Annotated in this window: 18 protein-coding genes; 13 read left to right on the plus strand and 5 right to left on the minus strand. The window is 60.4% G+C overall.

The window, feature by feature from the left end; genetic code table 11:
* Positions 1-50 precede the first annotated feature (50 nt).
* Positions 51-782, plus strand: a complete 732-nt coding sequence (locus I3J13_RS23975) for a FadR/GntR family transcriptional regulator (protein WP_196380494.1) — start codon at positions 51-53, stop codon at positions 780-782.
* Between the two features lie 27 nt (positions 783-809).
* Here I3J13_RS23975 and I3J13_RS23980 read toward each other — a convergent pair whose 3' ends face one another.
* Positions 810-1445, minus strand: coding sequence for a LysE family translocator (locus I3J13_RS23980; protein ID WP_196380495.1), 636 nt, complete (start codon positions 1443-1445; stop codon positions 810-812).
* A 315-nt stretch (positions 1446-1760) separates the two neighbouring features.
* Here I3J13_RS23980 and I3J13_RS23985 point away from each other — a divergent pair, with 315 nt between their 5' ends.
* The 4 genes from I3J13_RS23985 to I3J13_RS24000 are packed head-to-tail and all read left to right on the plus strand — an operon-like array spanning position 1761 to position 5269.
* Positions 1761-2783 carry an ABC transporter permease gene (locus tag I3J13_RS23985; RefSeq protein WP_020813122.1) on the plus strand — a complete coding sequence of 341 codons (1023 nt, stop codon included), beginning with the start codon at positions 1761-1763 and terminating at the stop codon, positions 2781-2783.
* The gene (locus I3J13_RS23990) at positions 2783-3670 is read left to right on the plus strand and encodes an ABC transporter permease (RefSeq protein ID WP_196380496.1); all 888 of its coding nucleotides are present in this window, start codon (positions 2783-2785) and stop codon (positions 3668-3670) included. Before I3J13_RS23985 ends, I3J13_RS23990 begins: the two co-directional genes overlap by 1 nt.
* Positions 3671-3674: 4 nt before the next feature.
* Positions 3675-4511, plus strand: a complete 837-nt coding sequence (locus tag I3J13_RS23995) for an ABC transporter ATP-binding protein (protein ID WP_196380497.1) — start codon at positions 3675-3677, stop codon at positions 4509-4511.
* Positions 4511-5269 (plus strand): ABC transporter ATP-binding protein, encoded by a 759-nt coding sequence (locus I3J13_RS24000; RefSeq protein WP_196380498.1) that lies wholly within the window; start codon positions 4511-4513, stop codon positions 5267-5269. The genes I3J13_RS23995 and I3J13_RS24000 overlap by 1 nt, the downstream gene beginning before the upstream one ends.
* Before the next feature lie 385 nt (positions 5270-5654).
* On the opposite strand, the gene I3J13_RS24005 is transcribed toward I3J13_RS24000, so the two are convergent.
* The 3 genes from I3J13_RS24005 to I3J13_RS24015 form a co-directional block, all read right to left on the minus strand.
* The gene (locus I3J13_RS24005; protein ID WP_196380499.1) at positions 5655-7253 is read right to left on the minus strand and encodes an ABC transporter substrate-binding protein; all 1599 of its coding nucleotides are present in this window, start codon (positions 7251-7253) and stop codon (positions 5655-5657) included.
* Positions 7254-7334: 81 nt separating this feature from the next.
* On the minus strand, positions 7335-7964 hold the full coding sequence (locus tag I3J13_RS24010; protein WP_196380500.1) for an SGNH/GDSL hydrolase family protein: 630 nt from the start codon (positions 7962-7964) through the stop codon (positions 7335-7337).
* Positions 7965-7970: 6 nt separating this feature from the next.
* Entirely contained in the window at positions 7971-9119 is a 1149-nt protein-coding gene (locus I3J13_RS24015; RefSeq protein ID WP_196380501.1) for a mandelate racemase family protein, read from the minus strand.
* A 437-nt stretch (positions 9120-9556) separates the two neighbouring features.
* On the opposite strand from I3J13_RS24015, the gene I3J13_RS24020 reads away from it, so the two are divergent.
* Positions 9557-10585, plus strand: a complete 1029-nt coding sequence (locus I3J13_RS24020; RefSeq protein ID WP_196380502.1) for an LLM class flavin-dependent oxidoreductase — start codon at positions 9557-9559, stop codon at positions 10583-10585.
* Positions 10586-10660: 75 nt separating this feature from the next.
* On the opposite strand, the gene I3J13_RS24025 is transcribed toward I3J13_RS24020, so the two are convergent.
* A complete protein-coding gene (locus tag I3J13_RS24025) occupies positions 10661-11968 on the minus strand; it encodes an NtaA/DmoA family FMN-dependent monooxygenase (protein WP_196380503.1) in 1308 nt (435 codons plus the stop codon).
* Positions 11969-12326: 358 nt separating this feature from the next.
* Between I3J13_RS24025 and I3J13_RS24030 the strand changes: the two genes are divergently transcribed.
* The 7 genes from I3J13_RS24030 to I3J13_RS24060 form a co-directional block, all read left to right on the plus strand.
* A complete protein-coding gene (locus tag I3J13_RS24030; RefSeq protein ID WP_196380504.1) occupies positions 12327-13394 on the plus strand; it encodes an ABC transporter substrate-binding protein in 1068 nt (355 codons plus the stop codon).
* Between the two features lie 7 nt (positions 13395-13401).
* The gene (locus I3J13_RS24035) at positions 13402-14292 is read left to right on the plus strand and encodes an NmrA family NAD(P)-binding protein (protein ID WP_196380505.1); all 891 of its coding nucleotides are present in this window, start codon (positions 13402-13404) and stop codon (positions 14290-14292) included.
* A complete protein-coding gene (locus I3J13_RS24040) occupies positions 14283-15467 on the plus strand; it encodes an LLM class flavin-dependent oxidoreductase (protein WP_196380506.1) in 1185 nt (394 codons plus the stop codon). The genes I3J13_RS24035 and I3J13_RS24040 overlap by 10 nt, the downstream gene beginning before the upstream one ends.
* A 90-nt stretch (positions 15468-15557) precedes the next feature.
* Positions 15558-16757 carry an amidohydrolase gene (locus tag I3J13_RS24045; RefSeq protein ID WP_196380507.1) on the plus strand — a complete coding sequence of 400 codons (1200 nt, stop codon included), beginning with the start codon at positions 15558-15560 and terminating at the stop codon, positions 16755-16757.
* A 34-nt stretch (positions 16758-16791) separates the two neighbouring features.
* Positions 16792-18381 (plus strand): ABC transporter substrate-binding protein, encoded by a 1590-nt coding sequence (locus I3J13_RS24050; protein ID WP_196380508.1) that lies wholly within the window; start codon positions 16792-16794, stop codon positions 18379-18381.
* Positions 18382-18812: 431 nt separating this feature from the next.
* A complete protein-coding gene (locus I3J13_RS24055; RefSeq protein ID WP_031234500.1) occupies positions 18813-19163 on the plus strand; it encodes a DUF3088 domain-containing protein in 351 nt (116 codons plus the stop codon).
* Positions 19164-19201: 38 nt separating this feature from the next.
* A partial coding sequence (locus I3J13_RS24060; RefSeq protein ID WP_196380509.1) for an ABC transporter substrate-binding protein occupies positions 19202-20699 on the plus strand: 1498 nt, incomplete at its 3' end.

Here is a 20699-nt window from a genome sequence, read left to right on the forward strand (position 1 = left end):
TGGCGGGTGTTTGCTAACATGCCAGACAAGTTTAAAACAGGTGGGCCGGAATGGACGTTGAGAGCAGCACGAAGCAGGGGGTATCGCTCGCGGCGAAAATCAGTTCGGCATTGCGGCGGGATCTGTCGGAGGGTGTGTTCCGCCCCGGCGACCGTCTTCCGAGCGAAAGCGAACTGACGCGTGAATATTCCGTCAGCCGAACGGTGGTGCGCGAGGCCATCGCCATTCTGCGCGCCGATGGCCTCGTTGAAGCCCGCAAGGGTGCGGGCGTTTTTGCCGTCGAAGTAAAACCGGCCAAGGAGCTGCCCTTTAACGATCTGGCCGTGGGGCGAATTTCCTCGGTGATCGAATTGCTGGAATTGCGCACCGTTTTCGAGGTCGAATCCGCCGGGCTTGCGGCATCGCGCCGTTCCGCCGTGCAGGTGGAGGCGATTGTGGACGCGCACCGGCGCGTCGGTGATTGTCTCGCCGCCGGCCTGCCGACGCGGGACGCCGATTTCGAGTTCCATCTGGCCATTGCACAGGCGACGCAGAACAGGCGTTTCCCGGAATTCCTTCAGCTCATTCGCTCCGGCATCATTCCCCGCGGCGAATTGCAGGGTGCGGCACCCGGGTCGCGTCCCAAGGACTACAACCTGCATCTCCAGGAGGAGCATGCGAAGATCGTCGACGCCATCATCGAAGGCGATGCCGATGGCGCCCGCCAATATATGGCGGCACATCTGCGCGGCAGTCTTGAGCGCTACAAGGTGCTTCTGCGCTCCCGCACCGCGGTGGAGTGATCCGGAAATGGCCTATAGGCCAATGGTTTACGCAGTTGCCCGCCGATAGAAGGCCAGCGAGGCGGCGAGCGTCAGAAGCGCGCCGCCGCAAATCCGGTCGAGCCACAGGGCTCCGGATTTCCGCAACAGCCGGACGGCCTGCGAGCCGAGCAGGGCATATCCGAACATCACGATGAAATCGATGCCGGCGAAGATCAGCGCAAGCGCCGCATATTGCTGGAGCTGCGGTGCGGCGGGATCGATGAATTGCGGCAGGAAAGCCGAAAAGAACAGATATCCCTTGGGGTTGGTCACCGCCACGAGAAAGCTCTTGAGGAAAATCGAGCGGGCGGAGGCGGCACCGCTGGCTTCTGCCGGTTGAAGGGCGCCATCGAGCGTGCCTCTGGAGCGCAAAAGCATGAGGCCGAGGAAGGCAAGATAACAGACGCCCACCCATTTGACGACGCCGAACCAGAATTCGGAGGCCGCGAGCAGGGCGCCCAATCCCAGTGCAACCGCGCCGATCAGGACGAAATCCGAGAGAACAGCGCCGGCCATGCCGATCATGGCGCGGCGTATTCCGAATCTCGAGCCATTGGCAAGCGCCAGCAAAACGGTGGGGCCGGGTGTCGCAATGCCAATAAAGGCGACGACGGCAAATGCCAGAAGCGTCATCTCAGCCATATTTTCCTCACCCTGAAGGCACGGACGTCATCGGCATCATAGCCGGGGGACAGGTATCCGCGCATTCTGCAAGACGGAGAATACAGGCTTTTGCGGTTGCGGCAACGCAGGCACCTTTCCCCAAAACAAAAACGAAAGCGGGGTGAGCCCGGTCTGAAATTTCCACCCCGGACACATATTTCGGAACCCCGGCCAATGCGGATTTCGCTGGCATGCGCTTGACAGCTTCCAACACCTGTGACAACTTGCAGATAGTTGTCAGACAGGATTGCGCCTTGGTCACTTGCGCGGTCGATCTCTGGCAAGGGAGGAATCATGTCAAAAAGACGCCTTTCGCTGTATGGCCTGTCCGGCCAGATCGGAAGTATTGCGGTTACGCTGCTTGGATTGCTGCTGCTGACCTTTTTTATCGGCCGCCTGATGCCCGCCGATCCCGTGCGCGCGATTGTGGGCGAGGATGCGACGCGCGAAACCTATGAACAGGTCTATCACGCGCTCGGTTTCGACCGTCCGCTGTGGCAACAGTTCTTCTATTATCTGGGAGATGTGTTCACCGGCGACTTCGGAACCTCGATCCGCACCGGGCGTCCGGTCATCGAGGATATCATCAGGGTCATGCCGGCGACGATGGAGCTGGCGACCTTCGCGATCCTGATCGGTGCCGGCCTCGGCATTCCCATGGGCGTTTATGCCGCCGTTAACAAGGATCGCTGGCAGGATCATCTGGTGCGGGTGCTCAGCCTGTTCGGCCATTCCATGCCGATCTTCTGGACCGGCATGATCGCGCTGATCGTTTTTTACGCCCATCTCGGCCTTGTCGGCGGCGGCGGACGCATGGATCAGTTCTATATCGGTCTGGTCGAGGAGCGGACGGGCTTTCTGTTGATTGACAGTCTGCTTGCGGGTGACATGGAGGTCTTCTGGTCGGCCATCAACCACCTCATCCTTCCCGCCGCTTTGCTCGGTTATTCCTCCTCGGCCTATATCACCCGCATGACGCGCAGCTTCATGCTGGACCAGCTGGGCCAGGAATATGTGACGACCGCCCGCGTTAAAGGCCTGTCGCAGCGACAGACGGTGTGGCTGCATGCCTTCGGCAATATCCGCGTGCAGCTCGTCACCATCATTGCGCTTGCTTACGGCTCGCTGCTGGAAGGGGCGGTTCTAATCGAGACAGTCTTCGCCTGGCCGGGTTTCGGGCAATATCTCACCAGCAATCTTATCATCGGCGACATGAATGCGGTGATGACCTGCGTGCTCATCGTCGGCGTCATCTTCATCGGGCTCAATCTCCTGTCCGACATTCTCTACCGCTTTTTCGATCCGAGGACCCGCTGATGACGGCCCGTACAGAAACCCCCTTCCGCCTTCCGGTGCCCTTGAACGCGCTGAAGAACATCGTCGTTTTCCTCCTGAAAAGTCCGACATCGGCCTTCGGTCTGGCTGTGTTGCTGCTTCTGGTCATCGCCGCGATTTTCGCGCCCTGGCTTGCGACGCATGACCCCTACGCGCAGGATCTCGCCAATACGCTGCAGGCGCCGGGTAATGGCCACGTCTTCGGCACGGATGAGCTGGGACGCGATATCTACAGCCGCCTTCTCTGGGGCGCACGCATCACGCTCACCATCATCTCGCTGGTCTCGATCATCGTCGGTCCCGTCGGCCTTCTGGTCGGCACGGCTTCCGGTTATCTCGGCGGCAAGTTCGATACGGTGATGATGCGCATCACGGATATTTTCCTGTCCTTCCCGAGCCTCATCCTGTCGCTCGCCTTCGTCGCAGCGCTCGGCCCGAGCCTCAACAATGCGATCATCGCGATTGCGCTCACCTCCTGGCCGCCGATTGCGCGCCTTGCCCGTGCCGAAGCCATGACTTTCCGCAAGGCGGATTACATTGCCGCCGCACGGCTTCAGGGCGCATCGCCGCTACGCATCATCGTCAAGTCGATCATGCCCATGTGCCTGCCTTCGGTCCTCATCCGCCTGACGCTGAACATGGCGACCGTCATTCTCACCGCCGCCGGCCTCGGCTTTCTTGGTCTCGGCGCGCAGCCGCCCTTGCCGGAATGGGGAGCGATGATCGCCACCGGCCGGCGTTACATGCTGGATAGCTGGTGGCTCGTCACCTTCCCCGGCATTGCGATCCTCTCCGTCAGCCTCGCCTTCAATCTTCTGGGTGATGGCCTGCGGGATGCGCTCGATCCGAAGCAGATGAACCGGAGATAGGGCCATGGAAAAACCAATCCTCGACGTCGAAAATCTCCGCATCCGTTATGGCGGCTCGCCCACCGAGGCCGTGCGCGGCATCTCCTTCACCCTTGGCCGGGAACGGCTCGGCATCGTCGGCGAAAGCGGCTCGGGCAAGTCCACCGTCGGCCGCGCCCTGCTGCGCCTTCTGCCGTCGGCGACAATCACCGCCGACAGGCTGGATTTCGATGGCCTCGATCTTCTTTCGCTCGATGAGAAGGAGATGCTGAAGGTCCGCGGTCGGCGCATGTCGATGATCCTTCAGGATCCGAAATTCTCCCTTAACCCCATCCGCCGGGTCGGCGATCAGGTGACGGAGACCTATCTGCGCCACTTCAAGGCGTCGAAAGCCGAGGCCAAGGAAAAGGCGCTGGCCATGCTCGATGCGGTGAAGATTCGCGATGCCGAACGTGTCTATGAGCAATATCCGCATGAGATTTCCGGCGGCATGGGTCAACGTGTCATGATCGCCATGATGCTGCTTGCCGATCCCGATCTCGTCATTGCGGATGAGCCGACCTCGGCGCTCGATGTGACGGTGCGGCTGCAGGTGCTGAATATTCTCGACGGTCTGGTGCGCGATCGCGGCATCGGCCTCATCATGATCAGCCATGATCTCAATCTCGTGCGCAATTTCTGCGACCGGGTGCTCATCATGTATTCCGGCCGGGTGGTGGAAACGCTCGCCGCACGCGATCTCGATCAGGCGCAGCACCCCTATACGCGCGGCCTTCTGGCGGCGCAGCCGCGCATCGGCGGCACGCGTGCTCCGCTTGCGGTGCTGGATCGCCGCCCCGAATGGCTGGAGGAGAACGTATAATGGCCGTTTCCGTTGAAACCCGCGATCTCTCCATCACCTTCGGCAGCGGCCATACCGCGCTGAAAGTGCTGCCTTCCGTATCCTTCCGCGTCGAGCCGGGCGAGTGTTTCGGGCTGGTCGGCGAAAGCGGCTCGGGCAAATCCACCGTGCTTCGTTGCGTCTCCATGCTCAACGATTTCTGGACCGGCGATATTCTCATCGATGGCAGGTCGGTGCGCGATATGCCGCTGATCGAGCGGTGCCGCATGCTGCAGATGGTGTTTCAGGACCCCTACGGGTCGCTGCATCCGCGCCAGTCGGTGCGCACCGTGCTCTCGGAATCGCTTGCGATCCACAAGCTCGGCGACCGGGAAGAGCGCATGCGCAAGGTCATCACGGATGTCGGCCTGCCCGTCGCCTTTCTGGATCGCTTCCCGCACCAGCTTTCCGGCGGCCAGCGGCAGCGCGTGGCGATTGCCCGGGCGCTGATCCTCGAACCGTCACTGTTGCTGCTCGATGAGCCGACCTCGGCGCTCGATGTCTCGGTACAGGCGGAAATCCTCAACCTCCTCCAGCGCCTGCGGGAAGAGCGCGGCTTCACTTACATAATGGTGACCCACGATCTCGCCGTGGTCGATCACATGTGCGACCGTTTCGCGGTGATGCTGCGCGGCAAAATCACCGAAATCCTGCCGCGCGACGCCATCGCCGGCAATGGCGCGACGCATCCCTATGCGCGCGAATTGATCGGCGCCTCGTTGGAATATGAAGGCGCGTGAGGGCTCCAAGAACGTGACCGTCCTCCTCCGGGGCGTCACGGATAATAACATCCTCCTTCCTTGCCCGGCCCCCCTGTCGGGCATTTTTTTGGGATGGCTACGGCGGGGATGGCGGGCCGCCAACTGCGCCTCGGCTGCTGACATAGTGCGAGCCCCTCCTTCCGTCATGCCGGACTAGATCCGGCATCCAGCCACGGAGTGTCTGCGCCGTGAACGGACTCTCTCGCGATCAAGGACTTGATCGCACTAGACCCCGGATCTAGTCCGGGGTGACGGAGTGCGGAGGCTTCGCTTGCGCCTAACACCTTGGGTGAGTGGGGCTTTGTTAAAGCAAAAAGGCGCGGGGTTAGCCGCGCCTTTTCTTGTTCGAGCATACGCAGCGGGCTCACCGCTCCTTGCTCACCTCTTCAAACCGCGAAAGCCAGGGGCTGACGATCATGCCCTTGACGTCGCTGCGGAAGGCGGCGGTGTCGATGACTTCGGAGAAGGGCTGAATGGACATGACGGTCTCGTCCATATAACCCTGCAGGTCCTCATAAAGCTTCGTCTGTTTCGCCACGTCGCGCTCGACCAGCGCTTCTTCGATCATCTTGTTCAGCTTCTCATCGAAGAAGCTGGTGCGCCAGCTCTGGTAATTGGTGAGCTTGGCGTCATCGGCATTGTTGGGGTTATAGGCGATGGAGCGCAGGTTGTTGTCCGGATGCGGCTGCTGGCCGCCGCCGCCGCGGCCGAGCAGCAGTTCGAAATTCCGCTCGCGCATGGCGCCGTAGATCTGGTCGCCGGAGCCGCTGATCAGCTCGGCCTGAATGCCGGCCTGCGCCAGCGTGTTCTGGATCGCCGTTGCCGCCTTCATAAAGGGGTCTTCAGAGAGAACGCGCAGCGTGGTCTTGAAACCGTTCGGATAACCGGCCTCGGCCAGAAGCGCCTTGGCTTTTTCGATGTCGAGCTTGTAGCCCTGATCCGGCAGCGCACCCATCACGCCGGTGCTGAGGGAGCGCTGATGCAGCTTGCCGTAATAGGGCATGACCGCCTTGTCGAGACCGTCGTAGTCGATCAGGTAACGCAGGGCTTCGCGTACCTTCTTGTTTGCGAACTTCTCATCCTTCATCGAAACGCTGAGGTAATAAAAACCGGAGCCGGGTGTGGATTCGATGGTGACGGCCTTGTCGGCCTCGAGCGATTTCAGGTCCGGGGCCTGCAGGGAATAGGCAACGTCGATATCGCCTTTTTCCAGCATCAGCCGCTGCGACTGCGATTCCGGCAGATGGCGCATCAGGATGCGCTTCATCTTTGCCTTCTCACCCCAATAATCGTCGTTGCGGGTGAGGATGATATATTCGTTGGATTTCCATTGCGTCAGCTTGAACGGACCGGAGCCGGCGGAATTCAGCGTCAGCCATGCGCCGCCCAGATCGCCGTCCTTCTCGTTCTCAAGCGCCGTCTTGCTGTCGATGATCGAGCCGGGACCGTTCTGTGCGAGGATCATGAGCAGCAGGTTCGGGTCGTCGGGCTTCGGGATATTCAGCACGAAGGTCTGGTCGTTTTCGGCAACGAACAGCTTGTCGGCTTCCTCCAGCTTGAAACCACGGGTTTTCAGGAAGGACGATTGCGCCAGGTTGCGGGCAAGCAGCCGCTTCAAGCTCCACGCCACGTCCTTTGCCGTCACGGCGTTGCCGGAAGCGAATTTGGCATCGCCGCGCAGATGGAAACGGATGGATTTCCGGTCCTCGGCAATTTCCCAGCGTTCAGCAAGGCGTGGCTGAACGCTGCGGTCTTTCGGGGAAAGCACGACGAGCGTGTCATAGACGTTGTTCAGAACCTGCACGGTCTCGCGGCCGGTAATGGCGGCGGGATCGAGGGTGAGGATATTGCTCATGGTCGTGGCGACGATGAGCTGGTCCTTCGGCGTTTCGGCAAAGGCGCTGAGCGGCATGGCGCCGATCAGCAGGGCGCCAAGTGCTGCGGTTGCAAGAAAATGTTTCATCTTTCCTCCCAATACGGCCGGTGCATACGGCCTTTCCACGTTTTGATCCACACGCCCGGTTCCTCCTCGGGTGTTGCAGGATCAGCCAAGAATCTCTCTGACCGGAGCTGCGAGCGCCCGGCCGATTGCCGCCGTTGCCGGCGCATCCAGATGCACGCCATCCACCGGTGAGGCGCTGGCGACCGATCCGGCATCGAAAAAGGCATGTCCGAGTTCGACGGCGAGTTTGCGGTAAAGCGGCGCAAGCCTGAGCGATTGCCCGATGTCCCGCCCGCCTGCCGGTTCTCCGCCCGGGCCTGCGACGCAGGGCGGCGGGGAGACAATCAGCAGTTTCGGCACGGCCTCGCGCGGTTTGTAGATGAAGGTCTCGACGATCTGCGCCAGCCGCCGCATGCCGGAAACGGCCGCTTCCGCCCGCCCGCCATGCACCGGCTTGATGTCGTTGGTGCCGAGCATGATGATGACGAGATCGAGCGGCATGTGGCAGGACAGCGCGATCTCCAGCGCCCGTGCGCCATTGCGGCAGGCCGGGCCGGCATGGTCGTCGTAACAGGTGGTGCGCCCGCCAAGCCCCTCGGGGTGAACCTTAGCCTTCCCGGCAAGCGCGGCCTCCAGCACCTCCGGCCAGCGGTGTTCGGCGGGGTGCCGCAGACCCGTTGCCGGGTCCGCGCCCCAGGTGAGGCTGTCTCCGAAGGCGAGCACCGTTTTCATCGCCCGTTACCTCACCCGGTTGTTGTCGATGAAGGTAAAATCGATGTCCTCGCCAAGGCCCGGCCGATCAGGGACATGGACGAAGCCGTCGCGATCCATCGGGTCGGACAGCGACTTCAGATAATCGTGGCCGTCATCATATTCGAGGAAGGGGTGCAAAAGGCCGCGCTCATACCAGCGGCAATTCTTGGTGGCGGCGACAACGTGCAGGTTCATGGCCGTGTTGCCATGCACCTCGCATTCCATGCCGAAGGCTTCAGCAAGATGCATGGTCTTCAGCGCCGGAGTGATGCCGCCGACATCATTGACGCCGGTGCGCAGAATATCGCAGGCGCCGGATTTGATCCATTCGGCCCGGTGCCAGTGCTTGCCGGCCGCACTTTCCGGGCCGACGACCGGAATATCGAGATTGTCGGAAAGCCATTTGTAGGAGGACAGAGATTGCTCATCCATCGGCTCTTCGATCCAGTCGAAGCCGAGTTTTTCGAGGCCACGCCCAAGCGCCAGCGCATCGGTGCGGGAATACCAGTGGAAGGCGTCGATCATCAGGCGAATATCGGGGCCGACCGCCTCGCGCACGGCCGCGCAGGCCTTGAGGTCCATCTTCACATCCGGCGCCCAGCTGACGGGCGGCATCCAGGTGTGCAGCTTGATGCCCTTATAGCCGCGCTTCACCAGCGTTTCGGCAAAGCGGCCGTAATCTTCCGGCGTCGCCAGCCCGCCTTCAAGCTCGTCACCGCACATGATGGAGCCATAGGCGAGCACCTTGTCGCGATAGCTGCCGATCAACTTGTATACAGGTTGGTTGAGCGAGCGGCCGGCAAGGTCCCACAGCGCGCAGTCCACCACCGCCAATGTGCGGTCGGTCAGCTGCGCGGCCGATCCGCGCTGCCAATGGGCAAGGTCCTGCCATAGCCGTTCGCGGTCGCGATGGTCCTCACCGATCAGGACTTTCTTGACGAATTTTTCGATGACATGCGGGCGAACGATCTCCGGCGCGGTGAAGGAGTGACCTTCCTGACCGTCCTCGGTGCGGATGGTCAGCATGGCCTGTTCCACCTGATGCGCCGGACCCGGATGCGCGTGACCGGCACTGTCCGAGTGCCGACGGGTCGTCGTGCGGAAAACACGGACCTCGACGTCGGTGATGATCATAATTCCTCCCTCATGCAGGTATGGCAGCGTTTGTGATTGCTGCAATGTCATACATGTATGCGTTATTTGTCAACATGTATGGTAATCTGTATTACATGTTGGTGCGGAAAATCAAGGCCATTTGCGCATCGTGTTGCACAGCTCTTCAATGTGAGAGGGCAACTGGGGATATTTGCCTCTTCGGAAAAGAAAATCTGACTGGAGGCGTGAGCGCGGCCTATTCAAAGGAGAGGTACAGTAATCCATAATTTTAGTAGACTATTGAATCGCGCAATGATCTTTCAACAAAGGCCGGGACTATAAACGAACATGCCGTGCCAGCCGTGCCCCTCATCATGCATTCTGCATGGGTATGCGCCGCATTGAACGGCTGTCCGGAACGGGGATGGCCGCATCTTCGCTGCTGAGCTTCAACACTCGTTTCCGGATGTACAGCCATGCCCCTTTCCCATATCTCCCATTTTGCCTTTCTCGTTCCCGGCAATTATCAGGACGACGATCCGGCACGGGGGCTGGAAGAAACCCTGCAGCTTTTCGAGACCGGGGAGGCGCTGGGTTATCACAGCGCCTGGGTCCGCCAGCGCCATCTGGAACGGGGCGTGTCCTCGGCGGCGACTTTCCTCGCGGCGGCATCGCAGCGCACGAAACGGATCGGCCTCGGCACCGCCGTCATTCAGCTTGGTTATGAAAATCCCTTCAGGCTGGCGGAAGATCTGGCCACCGTGGATGTCCTGTCGCGTGGGCGGTTGAATGTCGGGGTTTCGGTGGGCGCGCCGCCCTTCGCCCATCTCATTTCGGATTATGTCGATACGGTTCACGATGCGAATTACAGCCACGCCCGCGCCGAGAAGCTGGCGAGGGCCTTGAGATCGGAACCGCTATCCGGCGAGACGGAAGCGGGCAATGCGGCGGGTGCGCAGGTGCCGCGCCTGCGGCCAGTCGCCGAGGGGCTGACGGACAGGCTGTGGTATGGCGGCGGATCGCAGAATTCCGCGCGCTGGGCGGGGAAGGCAGGGTTCAATCTTCTGACAGGGAATATCGTCAGCGGCGAAAATACCGATGATTTTCTGACCGCGCAGGCGGCACTGGTCAGTCGCTTCCGGCAGGAATGGGCGCATGAGCGCCAGCCGCGTGTCGCTCTTGGCCGCGTGATCCTGCCGACAGATAGCGCCAGCCCTGCGACCCGCCGCCGTTATCAGGAATTCGCCGCCGAGCGTGACAAGCGCACGACCACGCCGCATGGCGCGCGCCGCACGCTTTTCCTGCCCGATATCGTTGGGACGACGGACGAGATTCTGGAGAAGCTTTCGCGCGATCCCGTTTTGCCGCACGTCTCGGAATTCCGTCTGGAACTGCCCTATGAATTCCAGCCGGAAGATTATCGCCAGATCGTCACGGATTTCGCCGCCGTCCTGCCGCAGCTTTCCGGCGGGCGGCCGGTTTTGAAAGTGGCGACGGGCCAATAATATGTCCCGTTCCCGCCATTCCCGTTTCCAGCGGGAAGGGCGGGAGGACATCTTCAATAGTGCCGTATCTGCCGTTCAATCTGGATAAGGCAGGCCATAGCGGTCACGTATTGTCGCGCCTTCATATTCGCGCGGGTAAACACCGCGATCCTGCAGCACCGGCACGACCTTCTCGACGAATTCAGCAATGTCGTCGGGTGCTCGTGGCGGCTGCAGGGTGTAACCATCCACCGTGCCGTCCTGCCAGAGATCGATAATGCCATCCGCCACCTCTTCCGGCGTGCCAAGCAGCAGCCGGTGGTGCCCCTCGGAGCGGCGCACGGCCTCACGGGCGGTGAGCTTTTCGTGGGTCAGCAGTTCGGAAAGGCCAAGCCCCATGCCAACGGCCCATTGCCGGTTCTGGTCGGGAATGAAGCGCTCGCCATCGAGTTTTATATCCGGGTTGAAGTCGCGCGGATCAATGCCGTTTTCTTTGGCGAAACGCACCAGAAGCCCGTCTTCCGAGCCTGTCCCGCTGAAGAGTTCATGCTTGCGCAGCGCTTCCTCACGGGTCTCGCCGAGAATGACGACAAGGCCGGGAACGATGCGGATGCCGGAGGGATCGCGACCGAGGGAGATGGCGCGGTCGCGGACCTTCTTGCCGAAGGCCTGGCCCGCCGGGCGGGACAGGATGTTGCAATAGATGATCTCGCCATGGCGTGCCGCCAGATCGATGCCGCCTTCGGAGGCGCCGGCCTGCGCGATGACGGGATGCCCCTGCGGCCCGCGCGGAACGTTGAGCGGGCCTTTCACATGGAAATATTGCCCCTCATGATCGATGGTCTCGGCTGTCGCCGCATCCCAGAAACGCTCTTCCGGCACCTCGCCTTCGCGGCGTGGATCCCAGCTCGACCATAGTTTTTTCGCCACGTCGAGAAATTCGGTGGCCTTGGCATATCTCTCGCTACGCGGCGGCAGCGGATCGTTGCCGAAATTGGCGGCGACATTGGGATTGAAGGAAGAAACGATATTGACGATCAGCCGGCCGCCGGTGACGAGGTCGATGGATTGCGTCCGTCTGGCGAAGTTATAGGGCGAATTATAGGTGGAGGACACCGTTGCCACAAAGCCGATATCCGGCACCTGCGCGGCAAGCGATGTCGAGAGAATGAGCGGATCGATGGTGTGAAACGGGCGGCTTGCCGGGTCGGTCAGCAATGCCGGGTGGTCGGAAAGGAAAACGGCGTCGAACCGGCCTTTGTGGGCCAGTTCCGTCAGCCGTCGGTAATAGCCTATGTCGTTGATGTCGTGCCGGTCTCCGCTCCGGTATTTCCAGGCATTGGCGAGGTATCCGGTGGTGTTGATGCCGACATTGAGATTAAGCCGGCGTTTGGTCTTGCTCATGCTGCCACGTTTCTTTCAGGTCTGTTGGATTGCCGGCCCGTATGACCGGCGCAATTGCGGGAAGCGTAACAGCCGGGGGTCCGGTCGCGAGTTAAAAATCCTTGCTGCACGGAGAAGAAAAACTTTCATCCGTGACAGCACCCAAGCGGCGGTCGAATGTGAGAGATGAGTGAGGCAGGCTGGGGAAACCGACCCGAAATCTTGCCATTCTCGAAAGGATATTCCGTCGTCTTGGCGAAGCGCTCACAAGATGGAAACGAATTTCCCCAATCGCGCCTGAAATAGTACACTTTATCTATAGAAAATATCTTATGGCGTGTAGCGTGCCGTCCAGATCGCAATTTCGAGGACGAACGCCATGGCTGATGCCGCCCTTCGCCAGATAACCCAACCCGTAACCGTGTGGTACACACGCTGCCCGGCGCCCACGCCGCTTTCCATCGCGGCGCAACTGGGCTGGATCGAGGAACGTTTCTCCACCCATGGAATCTCTGTTTCCTCCATTCGCGACGCGGCCGATCCGGCCATTCGCCAGAGCCATTTCGATCACCGTCTGGACTGGTCCTTCCGTCAGGGCGGCAATATTCCGCCGATCTGGGCGAAATCAGGCGGCCGGAAAACACGGCTGGTTGGGCTGACGAGAACTGACGAGTTTCAGGCCGTCATCGCTTTGCCGGCAAGCGGAATAAGCAAGGGCAGTGACCTGAAGGGGCGGCGCATCGGCCTGCCGAAGCGCCCGAATGAAACCATCGATTTCCAGCGTGCGACATCCTTAAAGGGCATCGTGTCGGCGCTGACGGTCTCGGGCCTCGCCGTTGCGGATGTCGAGCTTGTCGATCTCACGGCGAAAGAGCCGGTGTTGCTCGATCCCTCTGACGACAGGTTCCATGGTCTGCGCCGGCGGTTTCCTTATGGCGAGGAGATTGCAGCGCTGCATCGGGGCCAGATCGATGCGTTTTTCGTCAAGGGTGCGGAAGGCGTCACCGTCGCCAATCTCATCGGTGCGCAGGTCGTGGTGTCGACAGGCTTCCACCCTGATCCAAAAATCCGCATCAACAACGGCACCCCGCGCCCCTTGACGGTGGACGCCACCTTTGCCGATGAGCGGCCCGATCTGGTGGCGGAACTCGTCGCCACCGTACAGCGGGTTGCCCAATGGGCAAATGACAATCCGGCGGAAGCCGTGCGTTTCATCGCTCGTGAGATCGGCGTCAGCGAGGAGGCGGTTCTGGCTGCGAATGGCCCGGATGTGCACCGCAATCTGAGGCTCGATCTCGATCCGGACGAGCTGGATGCGCTGAGCCACTTCAAGGATTTCCTGCTGGAATGGAAATTTATCCCCGAAGATTTCGATGTGCGGGACTGGGCCGATCCACGCGCCCTTTCTTTCGAGCAAGATGCTGCGCAACGCAGTGCGGGAAAGTGAGGGCGTCATGACAGCCACCATTCTTGTAACGGGCGCAACCGGCAAGCTCGGCCGACGTGTCGTCAGCCGTCTCTTGCAGAAAGAGGCGAAGGTTCGGGTGCTGACCCGCAGGCGCGAGGATGCGCTCAAGCTCTGGGGCGACAGGGTCGATATCTCGGAGGGAAATTTCTCCGACCCGGCCAGCCTGAAGGAGGCCTCGCGCGGTATCGGGACCGTCTTTCTGCTTTCCCCCATTGGTGAAACGCTGGTGGCGGACCAGAATGCGGTCATCGATGCCGCCCTCTCAGCCGGTGCGTCGCGGATCGTGAAAATATCCGGCTCCGACTGGACCATTGAGAATGCCGGATATTCCATTTCGGGGGCGGCGCATGCCGAGGTGGAAGCGCATCTGGCTGGAAGCGGTATCGCGTATACCGTGCTGCGGCCGAATGCCTGGATGCAGGTTGCGCTGGAACCCGTTGTCGCCGCGCTGCGCAAGGGGGAGGATGTGCCCGCCCGCTTTGGCGACGCGGCTGTCTCCTTCATCGATGCGGACGATATTGCCGATGTCGCGGTTCATGCGCTCACCACAAGCGCACCTGTTTCCGGCGTCCTGGTGCTGACCGGTGGCGAAGCCCTGTCGGCGCTGGAAATCGCCCGCATCGCGGCGCGCATCCAGCATCGGCCCGTGGGAATTTCGGACAATACCGCCCCGGCCTTGCCGCCACATATAGGCGCGTTTGAACAGAAGGCGATCGGCGAATTCGGCCAACTCATCCGCAAAGGTCTTGCGGCGTCCGTCAACAATACCGTCCAGCAGATTACCGGCCGGTCGCCCCGCAGCGTGGAGGACTATCTGCGTGTCCGGCTGGCAACCACCCCGCAGGATCATTCCGAGGGAGAAAAGACATGGCGCTGACTGTTCCGCTGCCTGAAGGTCCCGAGCTGAAAGATCTCGACTTGAAAAGCCCGGCCGATTTCGAAGACAGCCCGCTCAGCCGGGCGGTGAAGCAGCCGCTGATGCTGGGCCTGTTCCTCAATTTGCAGGACATCAATTTCTCCAGCCTGCCGACCAGCAACAGCTGGACCTTCGATTACAATGTCGAACTGGTGAAGCGCGCGGAAGAGCTTGGTTTCGAAATCGCCTTCAGCCGCACGCAATGGCTGCCCAAGGGCGGTTATGATGGCGAATCCTCGCTCGACAGTTTCATCGCGCTTGGCGCCATGGCGGCGGTCACGAAGAACATTCTGCTGATCTCCACCATCCATGTGCTTTATGGGCCGCTGCATCCGCTGCATCTGGCCAAATATGGCGCGACGCTGGATCATATCGCCAAGGGACGCTGGGGCATCAACATCGTCACCGGCCACCGCGCCATCGAGCATGAAATGTTTGGCTGGCAGCGTATCGACCACGACAAGCGCTACGACATGGCCGGCGAATTGTTCGATGTTCTTCATCGCCTTTGGGGTGAGACCGAGAATTTTTCCTATGAAGGCAAGCTCAATCCCTGGGCGATCAACAATGGCTGGATCACGCCGAAGCCTGCTTTCGGACGCCCGCCGCTGGTGACCGCGACAGGTTCGCCCGCAGGCATCGATTTCGCCGCCCGGCATTCCGATCTGGTTTTCGTCACCTCGCCCGGTGGCGCGCATATAGACAGCGCGCTGGAAACGCTTCCCGATCATGTTGCGACCATCAAGAACCGCGCCAAGGCCTATGGCCGGCAGGTGAAGACGATCATCAACCCGATCATCGTCAGCCGCGATACGGAGAAAGAGGCGATCGCCTATGCGGATGCCATCGAGGCCGGAAAACCTCAGCCCGGCACCCGCGCCTTCGCCACCAATAATTACGACAGCGACGCCCATGCCTGGCGCGGCCGCGGCGATGCGCGCCACAAGCAGGGGCGCAATCTTGGCGGCAATATCGAGATCATCGGTTCGCCGGAGCAGGTGGTCGAGCAGCTTGTCGGTCTGAAAAAGGCCGGGATCGATGGGGTTCAGCTGAATTTCTACGATTTCCGCGAGGACCTCGACTATTTCGCCGAGCGCATTCTGCCTTTGATAAAGGAGGCTGGCCTGAGGCTCTGAGGCCTCTCCCGCTGCATTTTCCAGTTCCGAAACCCACACTTCGCAATCGCCCGATTGCGAAAACGATATTTTTTGCCCTGAGGAGATACCGTGAATATCGCCGTCGATCCCGTCAAAACGCCTGCACCTAAAATCCTGGATCGGATCGGGACCTATGTTCCCGAACTCGTCTCCATCCGCCACGATCTGCACCAGCATCCGGAAATCGGTTTCGAGGAGGTCCGCACCTCCGGCATTGTTGCCGAAAAGCTCGCCTCCTGGGGCATCGAGGTGCATCGCGGTTATGGCAAGACTGGCGTGGTCGGCGTGCTGCGTGGTAGCCATGCGGGCAACCGCTCCATCGGGCTGAGGGCGGATATGGATGCCCTGCCGATGCCGGAGGAAACCGGTCTGCCCTATGCGTCGGTCTATCCCGGCAAATTCCACGGCTGCGGGCATGATGTGCACACCACCATCCTGCTCGGCACCGCCCGTTATCTGGCGGAAACCCGCGATTTTGCTGGCACGGTGGTGTTCATTTTCCAGCCGGCCGAGGAAGGTCTCGGCGGGGCGCGCGCCATGATCGCCGACGGGCTGTTCAAGGACTTCCCCGTCGATGAGATTTACGGGTTGCACAATTCCTCCCATGCTGCGCCCAATCATCTGAAGGTTTCGCCCGGCACCATTCTGGCGGGGGCGGATTTCTTCGATATCCGGTTAAAGGGCAGGGGTGCCCACGCCGCTCACCCCGATGTTTCGCGTGATCCGGTGCCGGCGACGGGTGAACTGATCCAGGCACTGCAAACCATCGTCAGCCGCAATGTGTCGCCGACCGATCCTGCCGTCCTGTCGATCACCCGCATTGAGGCGGGATCGGCCTATAACGTCATTCCCGAAACGTCAGCGATTGCCGGGACGGTGCGGGCTTTTTCCGACAGCGTGCGCGAAACCATAAGGGAGCGCATCCGCACGATTTCCGATCACATTGCTGCGGCTCACGGCCTCACCGCCGAGGTGGATATTCGCGACATATTCTCGGTTCTCACCAATGACGATGCATCGGTGGAGATCGTCGCCGGCGTGGCGCGCGAGGTTCTGGGAGACGAGCGCGTTTCCACCGAGCCCGGCCGTTTCATGGGCAGTGAGGATTTCGCCGATCTCCTGAAACACGCGCCCGGCGCGTTTTTCACCCTCGGCCATTCCGGCACCGTGCCCGCCCATAATCCCGGTTTCATCGTCGACGACGCCATTCTGCCCGTCGGCGCCACTGTGTTTGCCCGGCTGGTGGAAACCCGGCTGAAACCCGCGTGAACATTTAAAAACAAGCCTGCAAGAGGAAACATCCATGGATATTACAAGACGTAAGACATTGCTTTTGAGTGCGGCGCTAACCGGTGCAATGCTGTTGCCCTCCCTGCCGGCTCTGGCGGCGGAAACGCCGAAAAAGGGCGGGATCGTCACTCTTGCGGGTCTCGGCGAGCCGACGACGCTGGTGCCGCTTTCCGATTCCAATACGCGCACCCGCGCCATTTCCACGAAAATCCTCGAAGGGCTGGTGCGGTTCGACAGCGAGTTCAAACCGCATCCGGTTCTGGCCGAAAGCTGGGAAACATCGGCCGACGGGCTGCGCCACACTTTCAAGCTGCGCAAGGGTGTCAAATGGCATGACGGCAAGGATTTCACGTCGCAGGACGTCAAATTTTCGCTGCTGGCCTTCAAGAAGGTCGGTCCACGCGGACGCATCACCTTCGCCAATGTTGCCGATATCGAAACGCCTGATCCGCTGACGGCCGTGGTGGTGCTTTCCAAGCCCGCGCCCTATCTCCTGCGGGCGCTGACAGGCGGCGAAACGCCCATCCTGCCGGCCCATGCCTATGCTTCGGAAAATTACAATGAAAGCCCGAATGGTAACGCGCCAGTCGGCACCGGCCCCTTCGTCTTCGAGGAATGGAAGCGCGGCAGCTATGTGAAGCTGAAAAAGAACCCGAACTACTGGCAGGCCGATCTTCCCTATCTCGACGGTTTCGTGGCCCGTTTCGTCGCGGATTCGGCTTCCACCACCATTTCCGTGGAAACCGGCGAGGCGGATTATACCGCCGATGTGTCCTATAGCGATCTGGAGCGTCTGCGGCAAAATCCGAAGCTTGCGGTGGAGGTCTATACCGACTCCTATCTCAACAATGCCGCCGTCTTCGAATTCAATCTCGAAAATCCGATCCTTGCGAAAAAGGAAGTCAGGCACGCTTTGGCCCATGCCATCGACCGCGATTTCATCAACGATGCCATTTTCTTCGGGACGGCAAAACCGGCCGGTTCGAACATCCCGGCTGTCTTCACCGCCTATAATGACGAAAAGCCTTTCACCTATCCCTTTGATCTCGCCAAAGCGAATGAGCTGCTGGACAAAGCGGGCTACCCGAAGGGCGCGGATGGCACCCGGTTTTCGCTGCGGCTGGCCTTCCTGCCTTCCGACGTCTTTCGCAAAACCTCCGAATATCTCCGCTCATCCTTCGGCAAACTCGGCGTGAAGGTGGATATTGTGGAAGGCGATCTCGCCACCTTCATCAAGCGGGTCTATACCGAGCGCGGTTTTGACCTTACGGTGAACGGCATCAGCCGGCTGTTCGATCCGACGGCAGGCGTGCAACGCCTCTATTGGTCCGACGGCATCAAGAAACCCGCGCCCTATGTCAACGCCGCTCACTACAATAATCCAAAGGTCGATGATCTTTTCCGTGCGGCCGCGATTGAAGTGGATGAAACGAAACGGGCGGGGCAGTTCCACGATATCCAGAAGATCACCGGCGATGACCTGCCGAATTTCTCCATCGTCGCTTTGCCGACCGTCATTTTGCGCAATACCAGCCTGAAATCGCTCGTGACGACCATCGACATTGCCTATGGCGATCTGGCGACGGCCTGGAAGAACGAGTGAGCGTTTGGCAAAGCGGGTTCATCCAAACTCCGTCACCCCGGACTGGATCCGGGGTCCAGCGCGATCAAGTCCTTGATCGCGAGAGACTCGTCTCACGGCGCAGACGCGCCGTGGCTGGATGCCGGGTCAAGCCCGGCATGACGGAGGAGGGGTCTGCGATCAGTAACACTAACCCGGCAATTCTGCCGGGTTTTTTATTGCCGAAATCCGCCTTCCATCCGGTTTGCACCTTCGCGCGGCAGGCCCGTTTCAGGGAAAAACTTTGCGCGTGAAACAGATCGGGCGAAACAGCGGTGCCAGCCGTGAAAATTTCGAAAAAATAAGTTTCATCAATAATTTAGCACAAAGCAATTCTTCGCCGCGAAGCAAGAATTGCTTTCTGGACCCGCGCTCTGGCCGCCTGCACTGTGAGCTGGAAATCTCACCCTCACATGATGGATGCCATGGCCAAGGATACGCTTTTTTTGATCGCCCCCGGTTTTGAAGACCCCAAGCACCCCGGTGTCCGCTTCGTCTGCCCGCATTGCAACCAGATCGAAGGTCTGCTTGCCGCCTTTCCGGATCTTGCCGCCGGGATCGATATCCGCCGTGTCGGTTTCCAGCGCCCGCGTGAGGCTGTCATCGCCGCCGTGGGTGAGGAAAACCAGTCGCTGCCGCTGTTCATCTTCGCAGGCGATGCGCCCAGCGATGCTACGGCCAAGGGCGAGACACATTTCATTCAGGACACCAAACGCATTTTGCAAATCCTCGCCGAGCGCCACGGGTTCCCGCAGCTGCACTGAGTTGCCGCGCCCGCTATCGGACTTTTTCGGAGACAGACATGACCATTTCCAGACGCCAGTTTCACAAGATTGCACTCGCCGCCGGGGCGTTCGTCGCGCTTCCGGGCGGTTCCTTTGCCGCTGCCGAAGAGCCGGTTTCGGGCGGTACGCTCAAGATCGTTTATTTTCCCGAGCCGACCCAGCTCGTGGCGATCAATACCAGTGCGGGCGGTCCGCAGTTTATCGGCTCGAAGATTTACGACGGGCTTTTGACCTACGATTACGAGCTTTCGCCCAAGCCGAGCCTCGCAAAGGAATGGAGCGTTTCGGCCGATGGGCTGGAATATGTCTTCCACCTGCAGCCCAAGGCGAAGTTTCACGATGGCAAACCGGTGACATCGGCAGATGTGGAATTTTCCATTCTGCGGCTGAAGGAAGCGCATCCGCGCGGCCGCGCTACTTTCTCGCATGTTGAAAGTGTCGATACCTCCGATCCGCTGGTCGCGAAAGTGAAGCTTTCCAAGCCGGCGCCGGGCCTGATCACAGCGCTCGCCTCGTCGGAATCGCCAATTGTGCCGAAGCACATCTTCGAGACCTTCAAGCCGACCGATAATCCAAAACCCGCCCAGATCATCGGCAGCGGCCCCTTTGTGCTCAAGGAATGGGTGCCGGGCAGTCATATTCTTCTGGAGAAGAATGCGGACTACTGGGATGCGCCGCGCCCCTATCTCGACCGCGTCATCATCCGCCTCATCAACGATGCGGGCGCACGGGCGGCGGCGCTGGAAACCGGGGAAGGCGATATTGGTCCGAACCCTGTGGCGCTTGCCGATCTGGAGCGGCTGAAATCCATTCCCACATTGAAGGTGGATGACCGCATCTATGCCTATGCCGGCCAGCAGAACCAGCTGGTGATCAACCTCGAGAACGAATATCTCAAGGAATTGAAGGTCAGGCAGGCCATCGCCCATGCCATCGATGTTCCGGCGCTCATCGATACCGTGCTTTATGGTTACGCCGTGCCATCGCCGACGCCGATCAGCCCCGGCCTTGCGAAGTTCCACAATCCCGATATCGGGTTTGCCAAGTTCGATGTCGCACAGGCTGAAAAACTGCTGGATGAGGCCGGTTTCCCGCGCAAGGATGGCGGCAAGCGCTTCAAGCTCCGGGTTACCACCAACCCGTTCAATCCGCAGACCTATTCGGATTTCATCGCGCAGGCGCTGTCGAAGATCGGCATCGAGGCGGATATCCAGAAATTCGATTTCGGCACCTATGTGAAGGTGGTCTATACCGACCGCGCCTGGGACCTTTCGGTGGAATCCCTCTCCAACACCTTCGATCCGACAGCGGGCGTGCAGCGCGTCTATTGGAGCAAGAACTTCAAGATCGGCCTGCCCTTCTCCAATGCCAGCCACTACGCCAATCCGGAAGTGGACCGGCTGCTGGAAGCGGCGGCGGTGGAGCCGGATATCGAAAAACGCGCCGCCTTCTTCAAGGAATTTCAGGCCGTTATCGCAAAAGATCTTCCCGTCATCAATCTCGTCTCCCCCATCC

It is taken from the genome of Agrobacterium leguminum (assembly GCF_015704895.1).
In the GTDB taxonomy this organism is placed as follows: domain Bacteria; phylum Pseudomonadota; class Alphaproteobacteria; order Rhizobiales; family Rhizobiaceae; genus Agrobacterium; species Agrobacterium leguminum.